A 20948-nucleotide genomic window follows, 5' to 3' on the forward strand; every position below is an offset into this window, starting at 1 on the left:
AACCAACCAACGCATGCCAACCAAGGAGGTTCCCTCATGAATCGAATCGCATTCTCCATCGTCGGCGCCAGCCTGCTGGCCGTGGCCGGTGTTGCCACAGCCGGACCCGCGGGGGCGACGGCCGACGACACCGTCAACTCGTTGAAATCCGAGGGCTACAACGTGCAAATCAACGGGACACCAAGCGCCAACCTCTCGGCGTGCACCGTCACCGGCGTCAAGAAGGACGCTGGGGGCGCCAACCCGACCGCCTACGTCGACATTTCTTGCCCGACCGGCTGCTGACGAGGCCGCCAACCGCACCGGACGCTACGGTGCGACGGTATGCAGCGCCCGGTAGTGTACTGTCCAGTACAGGGTAGGCTGAGATGAACGGATCCACAGGATAATGTCGCTTGCCGTCGAGCAATTATTGGCCGGGTACCGGGCATCGGGCAGAGAGTTCACCGCCGCCGGGGTGCGCTCCTTTGCCCTCGATGCCGGTGCGCCGGACGCCGAGCCGGTGGTGTGCGTGCACGGGGTTCCCGCGTCGAGCTATCTCTACCGCAAGGTCGTAGCGGCCGTGGCGCACCGGGGTCTGCGCGGTATTGCCGTCGACCTGCCCGGGCTGGGTTACGCCGAACGTCCGGCGGACTTCGACTACACCTGGACCGGCCTTGGCCGCTGGTTGCTCGCGGCCGTCGACGCGTTGGAGCTCGAACGTTTCCACCTGGTGGTGCACGACATCGGAGGGCCGATCGGGTTCGAAGTCGCCGCAGCACAGCCTGACCGGATCCGGTCGTTGACCATGCTCAACACCACTGTGGCCGTTGAGAGCTTTCAGCGCCCGTGGATGATGGAGCCGTTTGCACACACGGGCGTGGGCGAGGCGTGGCTGGCGTCGCTGCAGTTGCCCGGTGTGTTCCTGTCGTTGATGCGCTACACGGGTGTCAGCCGCAAGGTTCCGGCGGCCGAAATCGCCGCGTATGTCCCGCTGTTGCTCGGCGACGACGGCGGGCGGGCGTTCCTGAAGATCATGCGAGGCTTCGAGCCGACCGCCGACAAGCAACGGCGCTACGTGTCCGCCGTACGGAACACCCCGTATCCGGTGCAGATCGTCTGGGGCGCCCGAGACCACGCCCTGACATTGCGCCACGACGGCATTCACGCGCAACTGGCATCAGGCATCGACGACCCGATCCTGTTGCCCGCCAAACATTTCCTCCAAGAGGACTACCCAGAACAGATCGCCGACGCCGTCTGCCGTCTCGCTTCGGCCGTTGACGGACAGCGTCGGTAAACCCGACACCGTTGCGAACCTGACAGTCGCCACGAACAGCCGTTACGGCGCCCGCGTCCACTCCTTGTCAAACACACAGGCAGCGACCACGCGGACAGGCGCCTCGCGCCTGAGTCGTAGTTGACCATTCGGTCAACTTGGAGCCGAAACCCTGTTCTGTGTAACGGAAGCCGGGTTGGCCGACACCACACCAACGACAGCAGACTCCCGTTTGGAGGTTAAACTCGTGGCTACCAACAATGTCCTGACCAATCCGGGCATCCACGCGAGGCTCGAAGGCCTCGCGTCTTTCGTCGCCCGCTACGGCCTGGTCGTCGTGATCGCCTGGATCGGTGCGCTGAAGTTCACCGCCTACGAGGCCGAGGGCATCCAGCCACTGGTCGCCAACAGCCCACTGTTGAGCTGGCTCTACAACCTGTTCTCGGTGCAGACCTTCTCCAATCTGCTGGGGGTTTTCGAGATCCTCACCGCGATCCTGCTGGCCGCCAAACCCATCGCGCCCAAACTCTCGGTGCTCGGCAGCGTCCTGGCGACGCTGTTGTTCCTGACGACGATCAGCTTCCTGTTCAGCACCCCCGGCGTCGCCGAAGCGGCCGGCGGCGGATTCCCCGCATTGTCGTCGACCGGTCAGTTCCTGCTCAAGGACGTCGTCCTACTCGGGGTGTCGCTGTGGACCCTGGCCGACACCCTACGTGGGTGACCCCCACGCGATCGACGATGGGCGCCATGGTCGACGCCGACTCGGCACGCCACCACCGAAGTGCGATTCGGCCCTGGGCGGCAAGCATTGTCGTACACCGTCAGGTCATGGTGACGAAACGCCGACAGCCGCGAAATCGCCCATTACCCACCGCAGCCTCGACTGTACTGTTTAGTACACTATCTTTGTCACTTGCGGGCCCGCCACGAACTTTCTGAAAGGCAGTACTTCTCATGAGAAAAGCCAACGTCGTCGGCCCGGGCACTGTGGTGGCACCCCGGGAACTGGTCACCGTATCCGGAGAGACGGTGCGCATCCCGGATCCCGACCGCCTTGTCCATCTGCAGTTGCGTCGCTTCGCGGGCTGCCCGATCTGCAACGTGCACCTTCAGTCGATGGCGCGGCGTTACGACGAGATCGCCGCGGCCGGCATCCGTGAGGTGGTGGTGTTCCACTCCAGCGATGACGAACTGCGCCGCCACGGGGTCGAGCTGCCGTTCGCGGTCATCGGCGATCCGGCCAAGCTGCTCTACGACGAGTTCGGTGTGGGTTCCTCGCGGCGGGCCATCCTCGACCCCCGCGCCCTCGCCCCGGTCGTGGCCCAGCGGATTCGCCAACTCCTCAAGCGGGGCGACCCGACCCCGACACCGGTCTACAACAACGACCCGATCGGAGGCACCCTGGGGCTGCCGGGAGACTTCCTGATCGGGTCGGACGGCAAAGTGGTCGCCGCCAAACGCGGAATCCACGCCTACGACCAGTGGTCGGTCGACGAACTGCTGGCCCACGTGCGGTGACACCGGCCGCGGTCGCGCCGTGCCGGTCGGCCAGGGTTGCTTCTATATCCTTTTCGGGATGTCCGCATTGCGACCGACCGGCACGGCGCGCCCGCTCCCAGCGACCGCGCGCGGTCAGCGTGCGCGCGCACAGATCGTGGACGCCGCGGCCACGTTGATGTATCACAACGGCGTGAGCACCACCAGCCTCGACGACGTGCTGACCGCCGCGGGCGCCGGCAAGGGCCAGATGTATCACTATTTCGACGGCAAGGCCGACCTGGTGGCCGCGGTGATCGAGCGGCAACTGGAGTTGGTGCTCGCCGCGCAGCAACCCGAACTCGACCACACCGACTCCTGGCAGGGCATCGACGCGTGGATGGCCCGCATCGTGCGCGAGCAATCCCGAAGGGGCGGCCCGTTCGGGTGTCCGTTGGGAACGATCGCGGCCGAGTTGAAAAACGATGACACGTTTGGCCCCAGCCTGGATGCCGCGTTCGCTCGGTGGGAAGCCCCCCTGGCGCGCGGGCTGAAGGCGATGAAGGATCGCGGCGACCTGGTGCACACGGCGAAACCGGCGCGCCTGGCCGCCATGGTCATCGCCGCCCTGCAGGGCGGGATGTTGCTCGCCCGTGTGCGCGGAAACGTCACCGTGCTACGCGACACCCTCGACGGCGCGGTCACCGAACTTCACCGCTGGGCGGCTACTTCAGCACCCGCCAAACCCGGATCGGCCCGCCGCAAGCGCCAAACCCGTTGAGCCGTCAGAACTCTCGCTGGCCTGCGCTGAGGTAATCCTCAAGACTTTGACGGATCGCTGCGCGTCCGCGGTGCAGCAGCACCCGTTGATTGCCCGCGGTGATGTCGAGCACCTCGCAGACCTCCGCGGCGTCGAACCCGAGAAGGTCGCGCAGGGTCACCACGGCGCGTTGTCCCTCGGGTAACTTGTCCAGCTCACGCCGGGCAACCTCCAACAACTCGCGATGCAGAACCGAGCCCTCCGGGCTGTCCGGGAACGGCGCCGGCGGCTGTTTCCACGAGCCGGCGCCGGGCTCGCCGGGACGGTGAAAGCGCGCTGGATCCACGGTGGCCGCACCGAAGTCGGTGAGGGTCTCGTTGCGCCGATGATCGCGAACCCCGCGCTGCTTGGCGATGTTTGTCAACACCGCAAAGAGCCACGTCTTGAGCGAGGATCGGCCCTCAAAACCCCTAATGCCCTTCACCACGGCGATCCAAGTCTCTTGCACCACGTCCTCGGCTGTCGGGTGATCGGAGACGTAGGCGCGTGCGACACGCAACAGGGCGGGCGTGTGCTCGTCGACCAGTTGAGCAAAGGCACGCTGATCACCCGCGCGAAGCCCCGTGACCAACGCCTGCTCACCGGCGATCCGGGTTACCATGAGCCCGCCGTCTCGGCGAAGGCGGCCAGCAGCCGGGCGCGGTAGACCGGATCGAGGTGCTCCTCACGGATGCCGCCCAGAGTGCCGACCGTGGCGTGCAACTGGTCCAAATAAGCGGCGCAGCCCTCACATCCGTGCAGATGCGTCTCAAAGCGCGCGCGATCGTCGGCATCGAGCGCGTCCTCCAGATACGCCGTGACCAGCTCGACCATCTCCTCGCACCGCAGCGGGCGCGACCGCATCACCCCGCGCCGCCGCCACCACCACCGCATCCGGCCAGCCTTAGACGTCATTTCTCGCCCTCGACAATCATCGGGTCCCCAGATCCCCGGTCGGCGCGGCGGAATGCCGGGCCGATGAATTCAGCGTGACACGGCCAACGGGTCGTTGCCACCAGCCGTCACACTTTCGTCACGGCGCCACCTTGAGCACCTCGTGGGCGAGGAGCTCGCCGCGATCCTCCTGCAGGAAGTGCGATGCGCCTTCGATGCGCACCTGATCGATGGCGCCGGGGATGAGGTCACAGAACACCTGACCAGCTCGGGGGAAGGGGAAGATGGGGTCCTGGTCGGAGAACGCCACCAGGGCCGGCTTCTGCCACCGCGACAGCTGGTCGATGACCGCCCGCATCTCGTTGGCCCCGACGTCGTCGCCCGTGATGGGGACAAGCAGCGGGAAGCGGGCCGCCCCGGCTTTGGACTCGGGCGTGGGGAAGGGCGCGTCGTAGGCGGCGACGACGTCGTCGGCCAGGTCGGTGGCCGTCGCACCCTGGATCACCATTCCGACCGGGAGGTCGGGGTTCTTCTCGGCGAACTCGCGCCAGGACAGGAACCCTTTGGACACCCGCCCCGTGAACAGCCCGGTGTTGAAGATCGCCAGTGCAGCCACGCGATCGGAGTGCTCGACGGCCCAGCGCAGGCCGATCGGGCCGCCCCAGTCCTGCACCACGGCCGTCGCCTGCTGCACGTCGAGGCGATCGAGCACCGCGCTGACGATCTGCACGTGCCGGTCGAAGGTGTACCAGTTCGGGTCAGTCGGCTTGTCCGAGCGCCCGAAGCCGGCGTAGTCCGGCGCAATGACACGGTGGCCCGCGGCCACCAGCGGGCCGATCATCTTGCGGTACAGGTAAACCCAACTCGGCTCGCCGTGAAAACACACGATCGGCGTGCCCTCGCGCGGGCCCTCGTCGAGGTAATGGATCCGCAGACCGTCAACGTCGACATAGTGCGGCGTGAAGTCATAGCCAGGCAGGTGGGCGAATCGGCCCTCCGGGGTCCGAAAAACTTCAGGCAGGCCAACGCTCATCGGGCAGCTCCAGGTGTGAGGCAGGTGATCGTGATGTAGTGTACCGAACGGTAAAGTCAGACTTTCGGCGGTCGGAGCGGCGATGACACGGACGGATCGGGCCATTCTCATCACGGGCGCGAATTCCGGGATCGGCAAGGAGATCGCACGGCAACTGGCACTGCGCGGCGCATTTTCGACAATCTTCCTCGCGTGTCGCAACCTCACGCGAGCCGCGTCGGCACGATCCGACCTCGAGCGCGCCACGAACACCGCGCTGTTCGAAATCCTGCACATGGACGTCGCCGATCCCGGATCTGTGCAATCGGCCCTCGACACGATCACCAAACCGCTGCACACCGTCGTCTTGAACGCTGGCGGCCTCGGCGGGCCAAAACCATTGGCGCTCAACGACCATGGTGTCACCGAGGTCTTCGCCGCAAACGTGCTGGGGCACGTGATGCTGCTGGAGGCGCTGATCCAGCGTGAAATGTTAACCGCCGCCGCCGTGCTGACCGGCAGCGAGGCTGCCCGTGGTGTTGTTCAATTGCGCATCCCACCCCCAACCTTCGCCCACCATTCCGCCGACGAGTTCGCCGGCGTCATCGACGGATCCTTCTACACCGGCAGGCGCGCCACCGCGATGCTGGCTTACGCCCACGCGAAATATCTTGGTGCACTGTGGATATCGGCCCTGGCACGCCGCCATCCCGACCTTCGTCTGCTCACCGTGAGCCCGGGCAACACCGCAGGCACCAACGCGTTCGAGCACACCAACCCGATAGTGAGGACCGTCATGAGCCGCGTCGTGATGCCCTACATCGCACCGCTGTTCGGCCTTGCGCACAAGCTCGACGTCGGCGCGCGACGTCTGGTTGACGCAATCGTCGATGACTCGTACCGCAGCGGAGTGTTCTACGCCAGTGGCGCCGGGAAGCTCACCGGGCCCGTCGTCGACCAGGCGACGATCCTGGCAGACTTCGCCGACACCACGATCCAAGATCGCGCCGACGAAGCCATCCACCGATTTGTCGCCGCCGCTCGCTGACTACCGATCATCGGTGACAAGCGCCGACGGGTCGGCTGCCACGATCGCCTCCACCTCGATGCGCAGCGCGTCGAGGTGGTCGCGGGCGGCCCCGTCATAGTCGCGTGCGTGGTCATCAAGAACACACACCGTCCCCACCACGTGCCCGCCGGCGTCTCGGACCGGCATCCCGAGGTAATTACTCAAGCCGAACTCGGTCTCATCCTCGTTGCCCGCGAAGGTGTCATCGAGGCGGGAGTCACGCACGAAGATCGCCTCCCCGCCGTCGACCACCCGTTCGCAATACAGCGGCACCCGATCCGGTGCGGCGCCGGCCTTGGAGCCTGCGGCGCCCACCCGATAGAAGGCGGTGCCCGGGCCCGCCGTCGCCGCGACGACCATGGAATCGGGGTCCGAGCGCATGACCAGAACGGACTTGACACCGAGTTCGTCGGCCAGTTCTTCCAGGCGGGGCGCCACCGGGGCAAGAGAAGGTGTGGTCGCCGCTGACGTGGCCGCGCGGCCAAGAACACGGTCGACCGCCGCCAAGATGTCTTCAGGCTCGGTGCGCGTGGCGTAATTAGGATGCACGTCGATCCACCGCAACACCGACTCGGCATCGACGATCGCCACCGTGGGCATCGGCAGCGCAACGGTGCCGTCGGCGTTCACCGCCGCAAGATCAAGCCCCAGCTGCTTCTGCGCGGCCTGCGCTTCGTCGCTGGGCGCGATAACGATGCCCAACGCGGCGGCGATGCGGTTGCCCGGATCGGAGAGCACCGCGAAGCTCAGCTCATTGGCCTGCTGCATCGACACCGAACCATCCGGGCTCTGCGGGCTGATGGCCACCAGACGAACGCCGCGGGCCTCCAGCGCCGGCACCAAATCCTGTTCGTAAACGCGCAGCGCGATGTTGCAATACGGGCACCACGCCCCCCGATAGAAGACCACGACCGTGGGTGCTCCGGCCAGCACGTCGGCCGACGAGACTGACGTCCCGTCCGCCCCAATGAGCTCAGCGATCGGGAATCGCGTCCCAGGCACGGCCACCGACGCCGGCACCCCGGCCGCCTGGAGCTCGCGCTGGTCGGCGGCGAAGACCTCGAGCACCTCAGGCGGAGCCACGCCGGCCAACTGCTCCGCCAATTCTGCGACCTTCTCGCTGAAAGTGGTGAACTTAGAGCTTGTCATAGCACGCCTTCCCCGTCGGTGGTGTCATCGAGCCTGTCGACAGCGATCTCGCCTAGTGTACCAAACAGTACAGACGATGAACTCGCTTGAGCACCAAGCCCTGTCGGGTCCGAACGCACAACTGGCGGGGACTCGAGTTTCGTTGTCCCCCGCGCAGCCATGGGCCATCATCGGCGGCATGCGACGTTCGGGGGCATCGAGTTCGGCGTGGATTTGCACACGATGGCCCTAGCTACGGCCCCGCCGTCGCAGCTCGGCGACCAGAGCGTCGAAGTTCGCCGGGCGCACCTGCACCGCGTCGTCGCGCGCGGCGGCAGTGATCTTGACGGTGCGGCGAATCTGGTCGATGAAGACTCGGCAGGCTTCGCAGCCGCGTCGGTGTTGTTCGAACCGGCGCAGGTCTGTGTTACTCAGTGCGTCATCGAGATACGTCGTGACCAGCTCGATCACGTCGCTGCACGCCAGTTGCAGTTCGTTGGTGATGAATTCGTCAGTCATCGAGATACTCCTCCAGCGCAGCCCGCAGGGCGGCGCGCCCACGATGCAGCAGCACGCGTTGATTGACCGCCGAGATCCCCAACGCGTCGCAGATTTCCTCGCTCGTCCAGCCCTCGACGTCGCGCATCGAGACCACCTCGCGTTGCGCGTCTGGCAGTTTGGCCAAGGCGTGCGAGATCAAGGTGCGCACTTCGCGAGAAAGCAGTCGTTGCTCTGGCAACAGGTCCCACCTTGCGGGCACGTCAGACCAGTGGTGGGCACCCAGTTCGGCGTGAACCATCCGGTTGGGATCTACCGACGGGTACGGATCCGCCTCCGGACCTGCGACGGCAAATGGCACGGTGCGCCCCTGTGTTCGGGCCAGCGTCCGTATTCGGTTGAGCATGATGCGGAACACCCACGTCTTGACCGTCGAACGACCTTCGAAGCTCCCGATCGTGCGAACCACCGACGTCCACGTGTCTTGCACGGCATCTTCTGCAATGGACGCCGACAGGTAGATCCGCGCCATGCGGACCAGGGGTGCATGCATCGTGTCGACCAGTAGGCGGAATGCTTCGGTGTCCCCGGCCCGCAACGCGTCGACGAACTCGTCCTCGCTAGCCCACCGGTCGTCGACGACCGTGCGGATGTGTTCGCCCATTACCCAGCACCGCTCCCCAGCCGAAATTGCGGCCCGTGTAACAGATCAGCTGCACGGGCGTCTAACCAGTGGCCTCATCGATCTGGCATGCGGTGTAAGGCCATCAACCCGAACAATACTGGAGGAGAACCAATGAGCACGCTGTCCCTTGTCACCGACGCCGACGCGACCAACGACCAGGCCGAGGCGTTGGCCTCCGTGCAGCAGGCATTGGGCACGATTCCCAACCTCACCCGCGCGATGGTGCACAGTCCGGCGCTGCTGCGCGGATATCTCGGTTTGGCCGGCGCTCTCGACCGCGGAACGCTGCCGGGCTCCACCCGCGAACGCCTCGCCATCGCCATCGCACAGGCCAATGGGTGCTCGTATTGCCTGTCCGCACACAGCTACCTGGGTGAAAAGGCGGCGGGACTCAGCGCCGATCAAATCGGGTCGGCGCGCAAAGCAGATGCGGACGACCCCAAAACCGCCGCGATCCTTGCATTCGCGGTGGCCGTCAACGAACACCGCGGCCACATCGATGACGCCGATCTGGAAAACGCGCGCCGCGCAGGTCTGACCGACGCCGAGATCGCCGAAGTCATTGGCCACGTGGGCCTTAACGTGCTGACGAACTACTTCAACAACGTCGCGCACACCGAAATCGACTTCCCAATCGTGCAGCCGTGAACCGCACGGCCTGGCGGGTCACGCGACCGCGGCCCGCCAGGCCAGCCGTCACACGACACGTGCGGTGCCGGGGTCATCCTCGAAGACCGCGGCAGGGCGGCCTCTCCGATGTGAAACGGAGAGGCGCCAGAATCCGAGCCCGATACTTGACGGCGACGGCTATCACGCCCACGTCGTCACACGTCCATCGTGTCGCGGCGAGTGGGCCTGAATACCCGCTCCATGACGGAAGCGACTGCAGCTGAGGCGATTTCCGGTCAACCTGGCGGGCGCCGCTGTGGTCAGCGAGGCCAACACCTTGTCCTGACAGTCGATCACCAGCCGCCGGGGATCACCTTCGGCTGTAGGCTGTTCACCTTCGGTTCGAAGGGCAGCTGCGGGAACAGCGTCTCAGCGACCCGGTAGCACTCCTCGAGGTGCGGATACCCGGAGAGGATGAACGTGTCGATGCCGATGTCGTGGTACTCCATGATCCGGTCACGGACCTCCTCGACACTGCCCACCAGCGCGGTGCCGGCCCCGCCGGTGACCAGACCGACGCCTGCCCAGAGGTTGGGGCTCACCTCGAGGTGCTCCCTCGAGCCACGGTGCAGGGCCACCATGCGGCGTTGGCCTTCCGACTCAGAGCGGGCCAGCGCCGCCTGGGAGGCGGCGACGTCCTCGTCGCGCACGTAGCGGATCAAGTCATCGGCGGCCGCCCACGCTTCTCTGCTCGTTTCCCGCACAATGGTGTGTAGCCGGATGCCGAAGGTGACTCGTCGCCCGGCAGCGTGTGCCTTGGCCCGCATCTCGTCGAGTTTCGGCTGCACCTGCTCCGGTGGTTCGCCCCACGTCAGCACGGTGTCGATCCATTTCGCGGCGAACGCTTGCCCAGCGCCAGAGGAGGCGCCGCACATCAGCGGAGGGTGCGGCTCCTGCAGGGGAAGGTAGTGAAGCTGCCCCCCTTCGATGCGGACATATCGGCCGTTCATGTCCACGGTCTTGCCCTGCAGCAGGTCGGTCCACGCCTGGATGTACTCGTCGGCCTGCTCATAGCGTTGGCCATGCGACAGGAAGACACCGTCGCCGGCCAGTTCGACCGGATCGCCTCCACAGACCACGTTGACGGTGAGCCGACCCCTGCTGTAGCGGTCGAAGGCCGAGGCCATTCGAGCCGTCATCGACGGGGTCGACTGCCCGGGCCTGACAGCGACGATGAATCGCAGGCTCGTGGTCTCGGGTGCCAGAAACGACGCGGTGATCCATGCGTCTTCACACACCGAGCCCGTCGGGACCAGCACTCCGACATAGCCCAGATCGTCTGCGGCCTGCGCGATTTGGGTGATGTAACGCAGGTTAGCCGCCCGCGCCCGGTGCATCGTCGACAGGTGTGGGCCGTCGGTGTGGGTGGGGATGTACCAGTAGATGTCCATTCCTGCCTCCTTGATGCAAAACAGTGAGGATCTGGGCGCGGAGGGCCTGAAGTGCTGGGTCCGCCACGTCCCGCGGGCGGGGCTGGGGGTGCGCCATGTCGGCGATGATCCGTCCGGGTGGACCAGCCATCACAATCACCCGGTCTGCCAGTAGCACGGCCTCGTCGACGTCGTGGGTCACCAGGATCGCGGTGAGCGCCTCGTCGAGGATGATCCGCTCGAGTTCGGTTTGCATTTGACTGCGCAGCAGGCTGTCCAGCGCGCCCAGCGGCTCGTCGAGCAGCAGGATCTCGGGAGTGGTGACCAAGGCGCGGGCCAAGGAGGCTCGCTGCGCCATGCCGCCGGAAAGCTGATTCGGCCACGCCTTGCCGAAACCGGCCAGCCCGACCAGGTCGAGCGCATGGACGACTTGCTTTTCGATTTGGGCGGCCGGTCTCCGGAACGGCAGCGCGTAGGCGACGTTGTCAGACAACGACATCCACGGCATCAGTCGGTGCTCCTGGAAGACCAGGCCCCGGTCCCGGCCGGGTCCCCGAACGAGTCGACCGAAGGCCCGGATTTCGCCAACGAACGTGGTGTCAAGGCCCGCGATCGCGCGCAGCAGCGACGTCTTGCCAGCTCCGCTGCCACCCACGATGCCGACAACCTCTTGACGGCGGACGTCGAAGTTGACCTCGCTCAGCACATCCAGGGGACGCTTGCCGACCGTGACCCGTTTCTCGCGAATTCGTACTTGCAGGGCCGGCACCTCCGCGCCATTCACGTCAGCCACGGTAGGAGCGGTCCCAGCGGGTGAGGTAGCGGCCGAAGCGGGCGAGAAGCCCATCGGTGGCCTTTCCGAGAATGCCGATTGCGAGCATTCCGGCGATCATGGCAGCGGGCCGTGCGAAGTTGCGCGAATCCCAGATGAGCCATCCCAACCCGTTAGCCGACGCGATGACCTCCGCCGCGACCAACAGTGTCCACGACAGCGCCATCGCAACGCGCGCCGATGCGACAATCGACGGAGCCGCCGACGGCAGCAACACCGTCCGCAGCACTGTCCAGCGCGACTTCTCGTAGAGCTGCGCGACCTCCACGAGATCTTGCGAGGCAGAACGAATCCCCGCAGCGGTCGCCAGGATCAGCGTGGTGGCGGACCCGATCGCCACCAAGGTCACCTTTGAGAGCTCTCCGATGCCAAACACGATGACCAGCACCGGAATCCACGCCACCGCCGGGACCGGAATCAACGTCAAGGCGGTGGGCTCCAGGATTTTGGCTGCCAACGGGCTGGTGCCGATCACCGCCCCTGCCAGAATGCCGACCGTGCTGCCGATGGCAAAGCCAATCGCTATGCGGCGCACACTGACCCACGCGTGCTCGATCAGCGTTCCATCCATCGCCAGCCTGACGAACGCTTCGAGTGAGTCGAGCGGTCCAGCAACGAGCGTGTGCGGCAGGACGCCGCTGACCACCGCGACGTGCCATGCCACGACCAGTCCGATCGGTACGGCCAGCGCAAGTACGCAGCTTGTCAGACGATCGAAGAACCGCCGGCGTCGACGGGGCGCATTTGTCGCCACGGGCGCAGTCACCATCATCGTCATCGCGGAGGTCCGACCAGGTCCTTGACATCGACCTTCTGCTGAATGAAGCCAGCATCGGCCAGGAAATCGGCCTTCGCCTGGATGTCGGCAATGACCTCCTGAGTCAGCGTGGCGGTGAAGTCGTGGCGCGGCCAGGCCAATTCGACCACCTCCGGATCGACCCGAACTTCAGTGGCCACAATCGATTTCGCTTCTGCCGGTGATGCGCGGATGAACTCCTTTGCTTTGCCGATGGCAGCGACCAAAGCGGAGTAAACGGCCAGTGCATCTTCGGCCAGCCCGGGCCGTGCAACCGCGATGGACTGGATCGCAGCATCGCCTGCCGGTAGCAGCCTGGCGGTCTTCTGGACAAGCTGCTGCTGCACGAACGGCGGCCACACCGCCCACGCATCCAGGTGACCTGATTCGAACGCCGCCTTCGCGTCCGGCGGGGCCATATCGATCACTTGAATTAACTTGGGATCGACGCCGGCATCCTTGGCGATCTTGATCAAGGCGTAATGCGACGACGTACCCGCTAACACACCGACGCGCGCTCCGCCCAAATCGGCAGCGCTCGCGATCTTGCTGTCGATCGGTACGAGGATGTCCTGGACCAGGCTCGCGCCCAGAGCCACAATCCTGCAATGAACTCCCGCCGCCGCGGCGATTAGAGCCGGCGGCTCGGCCATGAAGACCATGTCGACCCGGTTTGTCGCCAACGCTTCTGTGACGGCTGGCGCCGAGTCGAATTCCACGTAGTCGACTTTCGTGCCGGCGCGCCCGCCGGTATCAGCCACGACCAGCCCCACAATCGCAGTATCCGCTCCACCAGCGGGGAATCCGACCCGCCACGCGCCACCTCACGCAGCAGCACCGACACGAAAAGAGTGCTCAACAGACCCGTCAACATCGTCGGCGCGGTGCGCAACGTCCACGCTGATGCCGATCGTCCGGCCATCACGGCGCCACCGGGCGCGTAAGGCCGCAGCCAGCAAGACCGTGGTCACTGCTGGTTTCGCGCGCGGACGCAGCCACCCGCCGCAGCGCGTCGACCAACGCATCCTGGGCCGCGGCTTCCATGGACCCAAGCACCGATGAAATCTTGTCCGCCAGGCCACACCGCAAATCCTCGGCGACCGCTCGTCCGCGGGCTGTCAGCGACACCCACACGCGGCGCCGGTCCGCGTCGGTGTGGGCGTACTCGCGCGCACCGCCGCTGCCGAGCGCTACCGCGACGCGTGTTCGGGTCGCGCCGCTATCGGGTGCACCGCTCCGTTGCACGATTTGGAGTTGCCGATAGGGGCGCGTGCTGCAGTCCGCCGCTCGTCGATCCATTGGCTCTACGGTCTTGACAGTGGGCTCGGCGGCCGGTCGTGGTCGGTGGCGTGCAGCGTGGCGGCGAGTGTATCGCCTTCGATGTCGAGGTTGGGAAGGTGGCGATCCAGTTGGCGAGGCAGCCACCAGGCTCGGTCGCCGAACAGCGACATCACCGCGGGGACCAGCGTCATGCGCACGACGAAGGCGTCGATGAGGATGCCGAACGCCAGCGCGAATCCGACCTGTTTGATCATCGGGTCGGGGTTGAAGGCAAACCCGGCGAATACCGAGATCATGATGATCGCGGCGGCGCAGACCACACGGCTGGCCTGTGTGAAGCCGTGTTCGATCGCGTCGTCGCCGTGGTGGCCGTGCACGTGGGCCTCTTTGATCGAGGACACCAGGAACACCTCGTAGTCCATCGCAAGGCCGTAGAGCACTCCGGTCACGATGATGGGAAGCAGGCTCAGCACGGGGGCGGCGGCGTCGATGCCCAGCAGTTGCTGTAGCCAGCCCCATTGGAACACTGCGGTCGTGGCCCCGAAGGTCGCCGCGATGCTGAGCAGGAATCCGAGCGTGGCCTTGAGGGGCACGATCACCGAGCGGAAGACCACCAGCAGGATGATCAGCGTCAGGGCTAACACGACGCCGAGGTAGGTCGGCAGTATGTGGGTGAGTCGGTCTGACACGTCGATGGCCAGCGCGGTGAAGCCGGTGACGCCCACCGACGCCTGCGCTGCGCGCGCCAGTTGGCCCGAGTGGGACCGGATTTCCTTGACCAGAACCGTGGTTGCGGGGTCGTTGGGCCCGCTGGCGGGGATGACGGACAATACTGCGGTGGTGCGGGTGTCATCAAGGCCGACTAGGTCCACCGACTCGACGCCGGAAATGCGCTGCAGGTTGGCGACCAAGTCGACCAGAGCGGCGTCGGTGAGCGCCGCGTCGTGCGATGCCGGCTGGGCCACCACGATCAGCGCACCGTTGTAGCCCTCGCCGAGGTGCTCGGCCACCAGGTCGTAGCTGTCGCGTTGCGCGGTTGCGGTGTTGTAGCTGGCGCCCGAGGGCAGCCCAGAGGTCATGGACAGCGCAGGCACGGCCAGCAGTCCGGCGGCAAGCACGGCGACGCTCACGGCCACCAACCGGTGCCGGATCAGTAGCCGCACCCAGGTTGCGGCGATCGGGTGCGGTTGGCTGCGATCGCGAAGCGTGGTCAGCCTGGTCCTGGCCTTGGGTGAGCAGATCCGTTCACCCACCAGCCCCAGTAGTGCGGGCAGCAGGGTGACCGCGCACAACACCGCGATGGCGACGGTCGCGGCGGCGGTGATCGACATGGTGGTCAATACCTGCACACGCACCAGTGTCAGGGCCAAAAGCGCGATGACGACCGTGGAGCCGGCGAAGACCACGGCGCTGCCGGCGGTGCCGATCGCCCGACTCGCCGCCGCCGATGCGCTGAGCCCGAGGTCGAGAATGAGCCGGCGTTGGCGGTTGACGATGAACAACGCATAGTCGATTCCGACCGCCAACCCGAGCATGAGCGCCAGCACCGCGGTCAGCGAGTGGATGTTCACCAGGTGCGACAACGCGAACGCGCCGCCGACCCCCACACCCACGCCGGTGAGCGCGGTGACCAACGGCAGGCCCGCGGCGAGCACCGAACCCAGCGTGACAACCAGAACCAGCGCGGCCACCAGCACACCGACGACCTCGCCGACCCCGATCAGTTCGGGGACCTGCAGCATGCTCGCCGAGGGCAGTACCCGAATGTCGGTGCCCGACAGTGCGGTTCGCGCCGCCTCCACGGTGTGCTCGACGGTGCCGGTAGGCAGTTCGAAGGTTTGGCGGTCGAACTGGAATTGGAACAGCGCCCCAGCACCGTCCGGCGAGATCACCACCCCGGGGACCGCCGCGCCGTCGACGCGCAGGGGTTGGGGCGCGCCGGGGCCGGGCCCGGCTTGCGCCTGGGCTCGGCCGATCGCCTGTGAAGCCGAGATCAGTGCACTGGCGGGGCCTCTGGCCATCTCGGCGGCCATCGCCGCACGGGTGTCGACGACGTGGTCGGCGGCAAACACCGCGTCCACCGCGGCCAGCAACGCGGCACGGCGCGGCCCTTCATCGATGCGTTGACCATCCGGTACCGCGAAGGCGATCATGCCTTGCCCGCCGGAGGCCTGGGGCATCTGTCGGGTCAAGTCGTCGATCACCTGCTGGGCAGGGGTGCCGTCGATGCGCAGTTCGGTGGACAGCGCGGGCGGGTTCATGACCAGGATCGCGACGATGACCGCGATCAGCCCGACCCACCCGCCGATGAACAGGAACGGCTGATGGAAGGCGGTGCGCCCCAGTCGATGCAGGAACCTCGACACGATCTCGCTTTCTGTTCTGCGTGATGGACACCGACGCGCCGGCCGCGACGACTTGAGAGTACTCTCTCAATCCGAGAGTTAGCCATCACCTGTTGACCAGAACACACTGCCGACGACCGCAGTGCCGTGATGACACATCGATTGTCCGAAAGCGAGGACGGCAGCGCCGTGAACCAGAAAGTGCAGCGAACCGACGCGTATGCCAACGTCAGCCGGATCGTGGCCGCCGCCCGATCGCTGTTTTCCGCGGAGGGTGCGTCGGCGACGTTGGCGCAGGTAGCCCGCCGGGCCGGGGTGGGCACCGCCACGCTGTACCGGCATTTCCCCAACCGTCAGGCCCTCGCGCTGGCGGTCTGCGAGGCCTCGTTCGACACCGACATCGAGCCGCTGCTGGCGAAGTTTCAGGACAGCGACACCGCACGGGCCGAGCTACTCGACGTCGCCGAGGGGCTCATCGCCGCGCTGCACCGGCAGTGGGGGCTTCTGTCGTCGCTGGACAACCTCACCGAGATCATCACCAGACTGCTCAGCCGCAGCGATGATTCGTTCGCGACGATGATCAAGCGAGCGCAGGCGGCCGGGCAGTTGCGCCGCGACATCACCGCCCGCGACATACCGCCGATACTGGCGATGCTGGTCACCGCGCTCACCGCGGTGGATCTCGACAGGACGGCGCAGCGGCGCTACCTGAGCCTGCTGCTGGACGGGTTGAACCCAGAACATGCCACCCCGCTGCCGGGGTGAGGCCAGAGCAACAAGGGGAACAAGGGAAGAGAGGAGTAGCACCACGTGCACGTTGGTCGGGATACCGCCCTGCGGATCGAAGACTATCTGGATGCCGACGGCCACATCGCTTTGCCGGGTGGCATCACGTTGCTGTCCTTCCTGGACCGCAACATCGCGCAGTGGGCGCACAGCCCGGCCTTCCGCTACCTCGACTACACCCACGACGACCAGGCCCGAGTCGTCGAGCTGACCTGGAGTCAACTCGGGTCCAGGCTTCGCGCGGTCGGCGCCCGGCTGCAGCAGGTCACCCAGCCCGGCGACCGGGTGGCCATCGCCGCCCCGCACGGCGTGGACTATGTGGTCGGGTTCTTCTCGGCGATCCGGGCCGGCACCATCGCGGTGCCGTTGTTCGCCCCGGAGCTGCCCGGCCACGCCGAGCGTCTCAACGCGGTGTTGACCGATGCCCAGCCCGCCGTAGTGCTGACGACCACGGCCGCCGCCGAGCACGTCGTCGCGCCCGTGCGCAAGCTTCCGCGGGTTCGACAGCCCAGGGTGATCGCGGTCGACGCGGTCCCCGACGCGGTCGGTGCGACGTTCGCTCCGGTGCCGCTGGACACCGACGACATCGCCTACCTGCAATACACCTCGGGCTCGACGGGCACACCAGCCGGGGTGAAGATCAGCCACCGCGCCGTGTGTACCAACATCGTGCAGATGATCATCTCGGTCGGACTGGATTGGGACATCCGCAGTATCAGCTGGCTGCCCCTGTACCACGACATGGGGCTGCTGATGATCATGTTCCCCGTGCTGTTCGGAGGGCAGATCACGTTGATGTCGCCGATGGCTTTCGTCCGGCGACCGCATCGCTGGATCAAAGAATTGGCCGCGCAGTCCGTGCACGGCCGCACCTTCGCCGCCGCGCCGAACTTCGCGTTCGAACTCGCCGCGCAGCGTGGCCTGCCCCCCGACGGCGAGGAACTGGACCTGAGCAACGTCGCGGGCCTGATCAACGGCGCCGAACCCGTCAGCATCAGCTCGATCGACAAGTTCAACGCCGCATTCGCCCGCTACAACCTGCCGGCGACCGCGGTGAAACCGTCCTACGGCATGGCCGAGGCCACCCTGTTCATCTCCACCATTGACCCCACGGCCCGAGCGACCGCCATCCACCTCGACCGCCGCCACCTGCGCGAAGGCCACGCGGTGCGGGTGGCCCCCGACCATCTGCATGCCGTGGCGCACGTGTCCTGCGGGCACGTCGCACGCAGCCTGTGGGCGACAATCACCGATCCCGACAGCGGCGCGGAGTTGCCCGACGGCGACGTCGGCGAAATCTGGCTGCACGGCGACAACGTCGGCAGCGGGTACTGGGGTCGCGGCCGTGACAGCGAACTGGCGTTCGGGAACAAGCTGCAATCCCGCACCGAATACGGCAGCCGCGCCGAGGGGGTCCCCGACGCCGCACGCTGGTTCCGCACCGGCGACCTGGGTGTGTTCCTAGACGGCGAGCTCTACATCATCGGGCGCATCAAGGATCTCATCATCATCGACGGGCGCAACCACTACCCTGAGGACATCGAAGCGACCGCGGCACAGGCCTGCGCAGCCGTGCGGCCCGGATTCATCGCGGCGTTCTCAGTGCCAGCCGGCGCGCTGGCGGCACCGGCCTGCGGACCGGGCGAGCAGGTGGTGATCGTGGCCGAGCGGGCCCCCGGAGCGGGCCGCGCCGACCCGCATCCGATCAGCACCGCCATCCGCGCCGCGGTCTCCCGCCGCCATGGCCTGAACGTGGCCGACGTGGTGCTCGTCGCCGCGGGGGCCATCCCACGCACCACCAGCGGCAAAATCGCCCGGCGAGCCTGCCGCGCCGACTATCTCGACGGGAAGCTGTGCGTGCGCTGACACCCCGCGCCGGCCAGAGCGGCCCGCAAGTTGTATCCGCTGCACCAGCGTCGCAATCGCCAGTCGCGCTGAGCGGATGGTGGCGCTGGGGGTTGATCATCGACCTGAAACCGACCGCGCACGGCAAGAATGGCACAGGGTGTGGTGGCCATGTGCGGACTCGGATGAGGTGATCGTGACCGCGCCGTCGGAGAACGGCGTGTCGTCGCGCCCGGCGAGGCCTACAGATATAGGGGAGAGGCCGCCCTCGTCGACCACCGCATGCGTGGCCGATTCACACCGGGCTGTTGTCGGCGACCGTGTGGCCGCCGCGGCTGTAGGTGGAAGGTCGGATTCCGTAGTCGTCCCACTTGTCGTCGATCACGAGGTCCGGTCGGCCGATGAATCGAAGCAGGTTGTAGTAGGAGTCGCGGATCGGTGTGCCCCACAGGAGGGACTCGCGTCGAAGCTGGGCGAGTCGGCGTGCCACCTCCCAGATCCGTTCGGTTACTCGCCAGGACTCCGAAGCATCCCATACAGGAAGGATTTTCGTGATTTCCTGAGTGATTCGGGCGCGGCGGTCGTTGGCTTCGCGCGCGGGATCAGTGACATACTCGAGAAATGTGCGACTGGTGAGCATTCGCGCGAACTTCACCTGTTCTGGGTAGACAAGCGCAGCGATGGTCTCGATATCGGTGTGTTGCCTGCGGCGTTCGATTTCCTGGATGCCGATGAAAACCGAGTTCGCGCACGCTCTGCCGAGTTCCATTGCGAACGAGTCGAACAGGACTCCGCGGGCGGCGAGGTGGCTTCTGTAGTGTCGTTCGGCGGCCAGCGCGGCACTATACGCGCGCAGGTCGACTTGCGGCGAGCTGCCGATCCATCGCTTGTGCCGCAGACACACAAGGCCGGCGTGGGGCAGCCTGCCGATGGCTGGGTTGCCCTGGGTGCAGCGCAGGCACAGGCGCCGGTCGGTGACCGCATCGCCGTTGATCCTGGCCGGCGTCGTGAATGCGCTCGGGTGCAGGTTGCCCAGTTGCCGCCAGACGTCGATACGTTCGGCTGCACAACGCGCTCGGGACAGGCGGACGCCGCGCTCACGCAGGCCGATTTCGATCTCGCCGGGTTGGCTGTGATTGCGTGCCGCGAGACGGTGACTGTAGGAAACGACGCCCTCACCGCCGTAGACTCGGGTGGGGACAGGCAACGGCTGCAGCCTCATTCGGCCCTGCGCAGCGGTGTTGGCGCCCCGTCGTGCTTGACCGGCGTGCGGGTGCGGAACTCCTCAGCTGCGTGGTCGGTCGGAATCGAGTCGAGCAGCTTGCGGTCGACCTTTTCCGCGCCGTCGAGGATTGCCGCGATCGCGGCATCGCTGAGCAGGGCACGTAGCGATCCGATCGACCCGCCAGTTCGGTCGTACAGGTAGCTGGTCAGCGCGGCCAGCGACCCTTCGGGGTGGCGGCCGAGGGGCAGCAGGGTTTCGATGCCCAGGACGAGTTCTTCCCACGCATCTCGCTGTGCGCGCGTCCCGTTACTGTAGGGGCGCATTTCGTGAATGGTGATGCGGCCCTTGATCTGACGACCCATGTGGCCGGACAGCAGATCGCTTTGCAGTAGGTCGATTCCGGCGTAGAGAAAGGTCGCGTCAAGTCGTTCCGAGAACACTTTCAGCGCCGACGCGGCTTCGCTGCCTGCCTGATGATTGGTACGCAGGTTATGGATCTCATCGCAGACGACCAGCGACGTACCGAGGTGGCGCATAACACCGACGACTCGTTCCGTCAGATCCTGGGCGGTGGCCCTGTTCGGGTTGACCAGGCCCAGGAAGTTGGCAAAGGCAAGCATCATCATCTTCGGGGTGGTGCCGGGCGGGACCACCGCGTAGACGACCGGGGCATAGCTGGTGTCATCGTGGCGGCCGGCCTTCTTGCGCATTGCCTTCTCGTGGCGTTTGCCGATGAGCAGCGCCGCGGTTGATTTCCCCAGCCCGGATGATCCCGACATCGCCAAGCCGCGGCGCGCGGTCGCAGTCTTGGCCATGTTTCGGGCCATAATGATCCTGGTCTGGCGCGTCAGAGCCACGGTGTCATGTGTTTCGAGCACCACGTCGGCGGCCAACCACGCGAACCGCTCCTGGTCATAGTCGGCCTTCTCGTCGGGGGAGAGGCCGCTGATCTGCCTCATCGTCATGCGCCGAGGCTCGAC

23 protein-coding genes are annotated in these 20948 nt (G+C 66.2%); 9 read left to right on the plus strand and 14 right to left on the minus strand.

Going from position 1 to position 20948, the window contains the following annotated elements; all coding sequences use genetic code 11:
• The first annotated feature begins 36 nt into the window (after positions 1-36).
• From VXD91_RS15455 to VXD91_RS15475, 5 genes are all read left to right on the plus strand, one after another.
• Positions 37-285 carry a hypothetical protein gene (locus VXD91_RS15455; RefSeq protein WP_023363423.1) on the plus strand — a complete coding sequence of 83 codons (249 nt, stop codon included), beginning with the start codon at positions 37-39 and terminating at the stop codon, positions 283-285.
• Positions 286-388: 103 nt separating this feature from the next.
• On the plus strand, positions 389-1279 hold the full coding sequence (locus VXD91_RS15460) for an alpha/beta fold hydrolase (protein WP_023363425.1): 891 nt from the start codon (positions 389-391) through the stop codon (positions 1277-1279).
• Between the two features lie 226 nt (positions 1280-1505).
• The gene (locus VXD91_RS15465; RefSeq protein ID WP_023363427.1) at positions 1506-1979 is read left to right on the plus strand and encodes a DUF417 family protein; all 474 of its coding nucleotides are present in this window, start codon (positions 1506-1508) and stop codon (positions 1977-1979) included.
• A gap of 233 nt (positions 1980-2212) precedes the next feature.
• On the plus strand, positions 2213-2776 hold the full coding sequence (locus VXD91_RS15470; RefSeq protein ID WP_023363428.1) for a peroxiredoxin-like family protein: 564 nt from the start codon (positions 2213-2215) through the stop codon (positions 2774-2776).
• A gap of 58 nt (positions 2777-2834) precedes the next feature.
• Positions 2835-3515: a TetR/AcrR family transcriptional regulator gene (locus tag VXD91_RS15475; protein ID WP_046188119.1), complete on the plus strand. Its 681-nt coding sequence runs from the start codon at positions 2835-2837 to the stop codon at positions 3513-3515.
• A 4-nt stretch (positions 3516-3519) separates the two neighbouring features.
• Here the strand turns inward: VXD91_RS15475 and VXD91_RS15480 are convergent, their stop codons facing one another.
• The 3 genes from VXD91_RS15480 to VXD91_RS15490 all read right to left on the minus strand — a co-directional run bounded on the left by VXD91_RS15480 (position 3520) and on the right by VXD91_RS15490 (position 5460).
• Entirely contained in the window at positions 3520-4155 is a 636-nt protein-coding gene (locus VXD91_RS15480; RefSeq protein WP_023363431.1) for an RNA polymerase sigma factor, read from the minus strand.
• The gene (locus tag VXD91_RS15485; RefSeq protein ID WP_306341108.1) at positions 4149-4448 is read right to left on the minus strand and encodes a zf-HC2 domain-containing protein; all 300 of its coding nucleotides are present in this window, start codon (positions 4446-4448) and stop codon (positions 4149-4151) included. The genes VXD91_RS15480 and VXD91_RS15485 overlap by 7 nt, the downstream gene beginning before the upstream one ends.
• 118 nt (positions 4449-4566) lie before the next feature.
• Positions 4567-5460: a haloalkane dehalogenase gene (locus tag VXD91_RS15490; protein ID WP_033718784.1), complete on the minus strand. Its 894-nt coding sequence runs from the start codon at positions 5458-5460 to the stop codon at positions 4567-4569.
• An 82-nt stretch (positions 5461-5542) separates the two neighbouring features.
• Between VXD91_RS15490 and VXD91_RS15495 the strand changes: the two genes are divergently transcribed.
• The gene (locus VXD91_RS15495; protein WP_023363435.1) at positions 5543-6487 is read left to right on the plus strand and encodes an SDR family NAD(P)-dependent oxidoreductase; all 945 of its coding nucleotides are present in this window, start codon (positions 5543-5545) and stop codon (positions 6485-6487) included.
• Here the strand turns inward: VXD91_RS15495 and VXD91_RS15500 are convergent, their stop codons facing one another.
• From VXD91_RS15500 to VXD91_RS15510, 3 genes are all read right to left on the minus strand, one after another.
• Positions 6488-7657 carry a redoxin family protein gene (locus VXD91_RS15500; protein ID WP_023363437.1) on the minus strand — a complete coding sequence of 390 codons (1170 nt, stop codon included), beginning with the start codon at positions 7655-7657 and terminating at the stop codon, positions 6488-6490.
• A gap of 228 nt (positions 7658-7885) precedes the next feature.
• The gene (locus tag VXD91_RS15505; protein WP_023363439.1) at positions 7886-8155 is read right to left on the minus strand and encodes a zf-HC2 domain-containing protein; all 270 of its coding nucleotides are present in this window, start codon (positions 8153-8155) and stop codon (positions 7886-7888) included.
• Positions 8148-8798: a sigma-70 family RNA polymerase sigma factor gene (locus VXD91_RS15510; protein ID WP_023363441.1), complete on the minus strand. Its 651-nt coding sequence runs from the start codon at positions 8796-8798 to the stop codon at positions 8148-8150. Before VXD91_RS15510 ends, VXD91_RS15505 begins: the two co-directional genes overlap by 8 nt.
• A gap of 132 nt (positions 8799-8930) precedes the next feature.
• Between VXD91_RS15510 and VXD91_RS15515 the strand changes: the two genes are divergently transcribed.
• Entirely contained in the window at positions 8931-9467 is a 537-nt protein-coding gene (locus tag VXD91_RS15515) for a carboxymuconolactone decarboxylase family protein (RefSeq protein ID WP_023363443.1), read from the plus strand.
• Positions 9468-9781: 314 nt separating this feature from the next.
• Here VXD91_RS15515 and ssuD read toward each other — a convergent pair whose 3' ends face one another.
• The 6 genes from ssuD to VXD91_RS15545 form a co-directional block, all read right to left on the minus strand.
• Complete coding sequence (ssuD, locus tag VXD91_RS15520) at positions 9782-10879, minus strand: FMNH2-dependent alkanesulfonate monooxygenase (RefSeq protein ID WP_023363445.1); 1098 nt, start codon at positions 10877-10879, stop codon at positions 9782-9784.
• The gene (locus tag VXD91_RS15525; protein WP_063840604.1) at positions 10803-11642 is read right to left on the minus strand and encodes an ABC transporter ATP-binding protein; all 840 of its coding nucleotides are present in this window, start codon (positions 11640-11642) and stop codon (positions 10803-10805) included. Before VXD91_RS15525 ends, ssuD begins: the two co-directional genes overlap by 77 nt.
• A 1-nt stretch (position 11643) precedes the next feature.
• Entirely contained in the window at positions 11644-12468 is an 825-nt protein-coding gene (locus tag VXD91_RS15530; protein WP_023363448.1) for an ABC transporter permease, read from the minus strand.
• A complete protein-coding gene (locus VXD91_RS15535; RefSeq protein WP_346415830.1) occupies positions 12465-13259 on the minus strand; it encodes an ABC transporter substrate-binding protein in 795 nt (264 codons plus the stop codon). Before VXD91_RS15535 ends, VXD91_RS15530 begins: the two co-directional genes overlap by 4 nt.
• A gap of 148 nt (positions 13260-13407) precedes the next feature.
• On the minus strand, positions 13408-13785 hold the full coding sequence (locus VXD91_RS15540; protein ID WP_133167810.1) for a hypothetical protein: 378 nt from the start codon (positions 13783-13785) through the stop codon (positions 13408-13410).
• Between the two features lie 5 nt (positions 13786-13790).
• Positions 13791-16133, minus strand: a complete 2343-nt coding sequence (locus VXD91_RS15545; RefSeq protein ID WP_105389183.1) for an MMPL family transporter — start codon at positions 16131-16133, stop codon at positions 13791-13793.
• Between the two features lie 129 nt (positions 16134-16262).
• On the opposite strand from VXD91_RS15545, the gene VXD91_RS15550 reads away from it, so the two are divergent.
• Both VXD91_RS15550 and VXD91_RS15555 read left to right on the plus strand, forming a co-directional pair.
• Complete coding sequence (locus tag VXD91_RS15550; RefSeq protein WP_237159984.1) at positions 16263-16877, plus strand: TetR/AcrR family transcriptional regulator; 615 nt, start codon at positions 16263-16265, stop codon at positions 16875-16877.
• 69 nt (positions 16878-16946) lie between these two features.
• Positions 16947-18764, plus strand: a complete 1818-nt coding sequence (locus tag VXD91_RS15555) for a fatty acyl-AMP ligase (protein WP_105389218.1) — start codon at positions 16947-16949, stop codon at positions 18762-18764.
• 274 nt (positions 18765-19038) lie between these two features.
• On the opposite strand, the gene VXD91_RS15560 is transcribed toward VXD91_RS15555, so the two are convergent.
• Together VXD91_RS15560 and VXD91_RS15565 are read right to left on the minus strand one after the other, a co-directional pair.
• Positions 19039-19965: a hypothetical protein gene (locus tag VXD91_RS15560; RefSeq protein ID WP_205765479.1), complete on the minus strand. Its 927-nt coding sequence runs from the start codon at positions 19963-19965 to the stop codon at positions 19039-19041.
• Positions 19962-20933: a TniB family NTP-binding protein gene (locus tag VXD91_RS15565; RefSeq protein ID WP_346415832.1), complete on the minus strand. Its 972-nt coding sequence runs from the start codon at positions 20931-20933 to the stop codon at positions 19962-19964. The genes VXD91_RS15560 and VXD91_RS15565 overlap by 4 nt, the downstream gene beginning before the upstream one ends.
• Positions 20934-20948 lie beyond the last annotated feature (15 nt).

The sequence above is a fragment of the Mycobacterium sp. SM3041 genome (assembly GCF_039668335.1).
In the GTDB taxonomy this organism is placed as follows: Bacteria; Actinomycetota; Actinomycetes; order Mycobacteriales; family Mycobacteriaceae; genus Mycobacterium.

What these genes read in the sequence shown, in the direction of transcription:
- VXD91_RS15500 (WP_023363437.1), bottom strand. Translation starts at nt 7,657, where the DNA reads ATGACAAGCTCTAAGTTCACCACTTTCAGCGAGAAGGTCGCAGAATTG.
- VXD91_RS15505 (WP_023363439.1), bottom strand. Translation starts at nt 8,155, where the DNA reads ATGACTGACGAATTCATCACCAACGAACTGCAACTGGCGTGCAGCGAC.
- VXD91_RS15455 (WP_023363423.1), top strand. Translation starts at nt 37, where the DNA reads ATGAATCGAATCGCATTCTCCATCGTCGGCGCCAGCCTGCTGGCCGTG.
- VXD91_RS15540 (WP_133167810.1), bottom strand. Translation starts at nt 13,785, where the DNA reads ATGGATCGACGAGCGGCGGACTGCAGCACGCGCCCCTATCGGCAACTC.
- VXD91_RS15565 (WP_346415832.1), bottom strand. Translation starts at nt 20,933, where the DNA reads ATGACGATGAGGCAGATCAGCGGCCTCTCCCCCGACGAGAAGGCCGAC.
- VXD91_RS15515 (WP_023363443.1), top strand. Translation starts at nt 8,931, where the DNA reads ATGAGCACGCTGTCCCTTGTCACCGACGCCGACGCGACCAACGACCAG.
- ssuD (WP_023363445.1), bottom strand. Translation starts at nt 10,879, where the DNA reads ATGGACATCTACTGGTACATCCCCACCCACACCGACGGCCCACACCTG.
- VXD91_RS15470 (WP_023363428.1), top strand. Translation starts at nt 2,213, where the DNA reads ATGAGAAAAGCCAACGTCGTCGGCCCGGGCACTGTGGTGGCACCCCGG.
- VXD91_RS15560 (WP_205765479.1), bottom strand. Translation starts at nt 19,965, where the DNA reads ATGAGGCTGCAGCCGTTGCCTGTCCCCACCCGAGTCTACGGCGGTGAG.
- VXD91_RS15475 (WP_046188119.1), top strand. Translation starts at nt 2,835, where the DNA reads ATGTCCGCATTGCGACCGACCGGCACGGCGCGCCCGCTCCCAGCGACC.
- VXD91_RS15510 (WP_023363441.1), bottom strand. Translation starts at nt 8,798, where the DNA reads ATGGGCGAACACATCCGCACGGTCGTCGACGACCGGTGGGCTAGCGAG.
- VXD91_RS15460 (WP_023363425.1), top strand. Translation starts at nt 389, where the DNA reads ATGTCGCTTGCCGTCGAGCAATTATTGGCCGGGTACCGGGCATCGGGC.
- VXD91_RS15480 (WP_023363431.1), bottom strand. Translation starts at nt 4,155, where the DNA reads ATGGTAACCCGGATCGCCGGTGAGCAGGCGTTGGTCACGGGGCTTCGC.
- VXD91_RS15485 (WP_306341108.1), bottom strand. Translation starts at nt 4,448, where the DNA reads ATGACGTCTAAGGCTGGCCGGATGCGGTGGTGGTGGCGGCGGCGCGGG.
- VXD91_RS15550 (WP_237159984.1), top strand. Translation starts at nt 16,263, where the DNA reads ATGACACATCGATTGTCCGAAAGCGAGGACGGCAGCGCCGTGAACCAG.
- VXD91_RS15490 (WP_033718784.1), bottom strand. Translation starts at nt 5,460, where the DNA reads ATGAGCGTTGGCCTGCCTGAAGTTTTTCGGACCCCGGAGGGCCGATTC.
- VXD91_RS15530 (WP_023363448.1), bottom strand. Translation starts at nt 12,468, where the DNA reads ATGACGATGATGGTGACTGCGCCCGTGGCGACAAATGCGCCCCGTCGA.
- VXD91_RS15495 (WP_023363435.1), top strand. Translation starts at nt 5,543, where the DNA reads ATGACACGGACGGATCGGGCCATTCTCATCACGGGCGCGAATTCCGGG.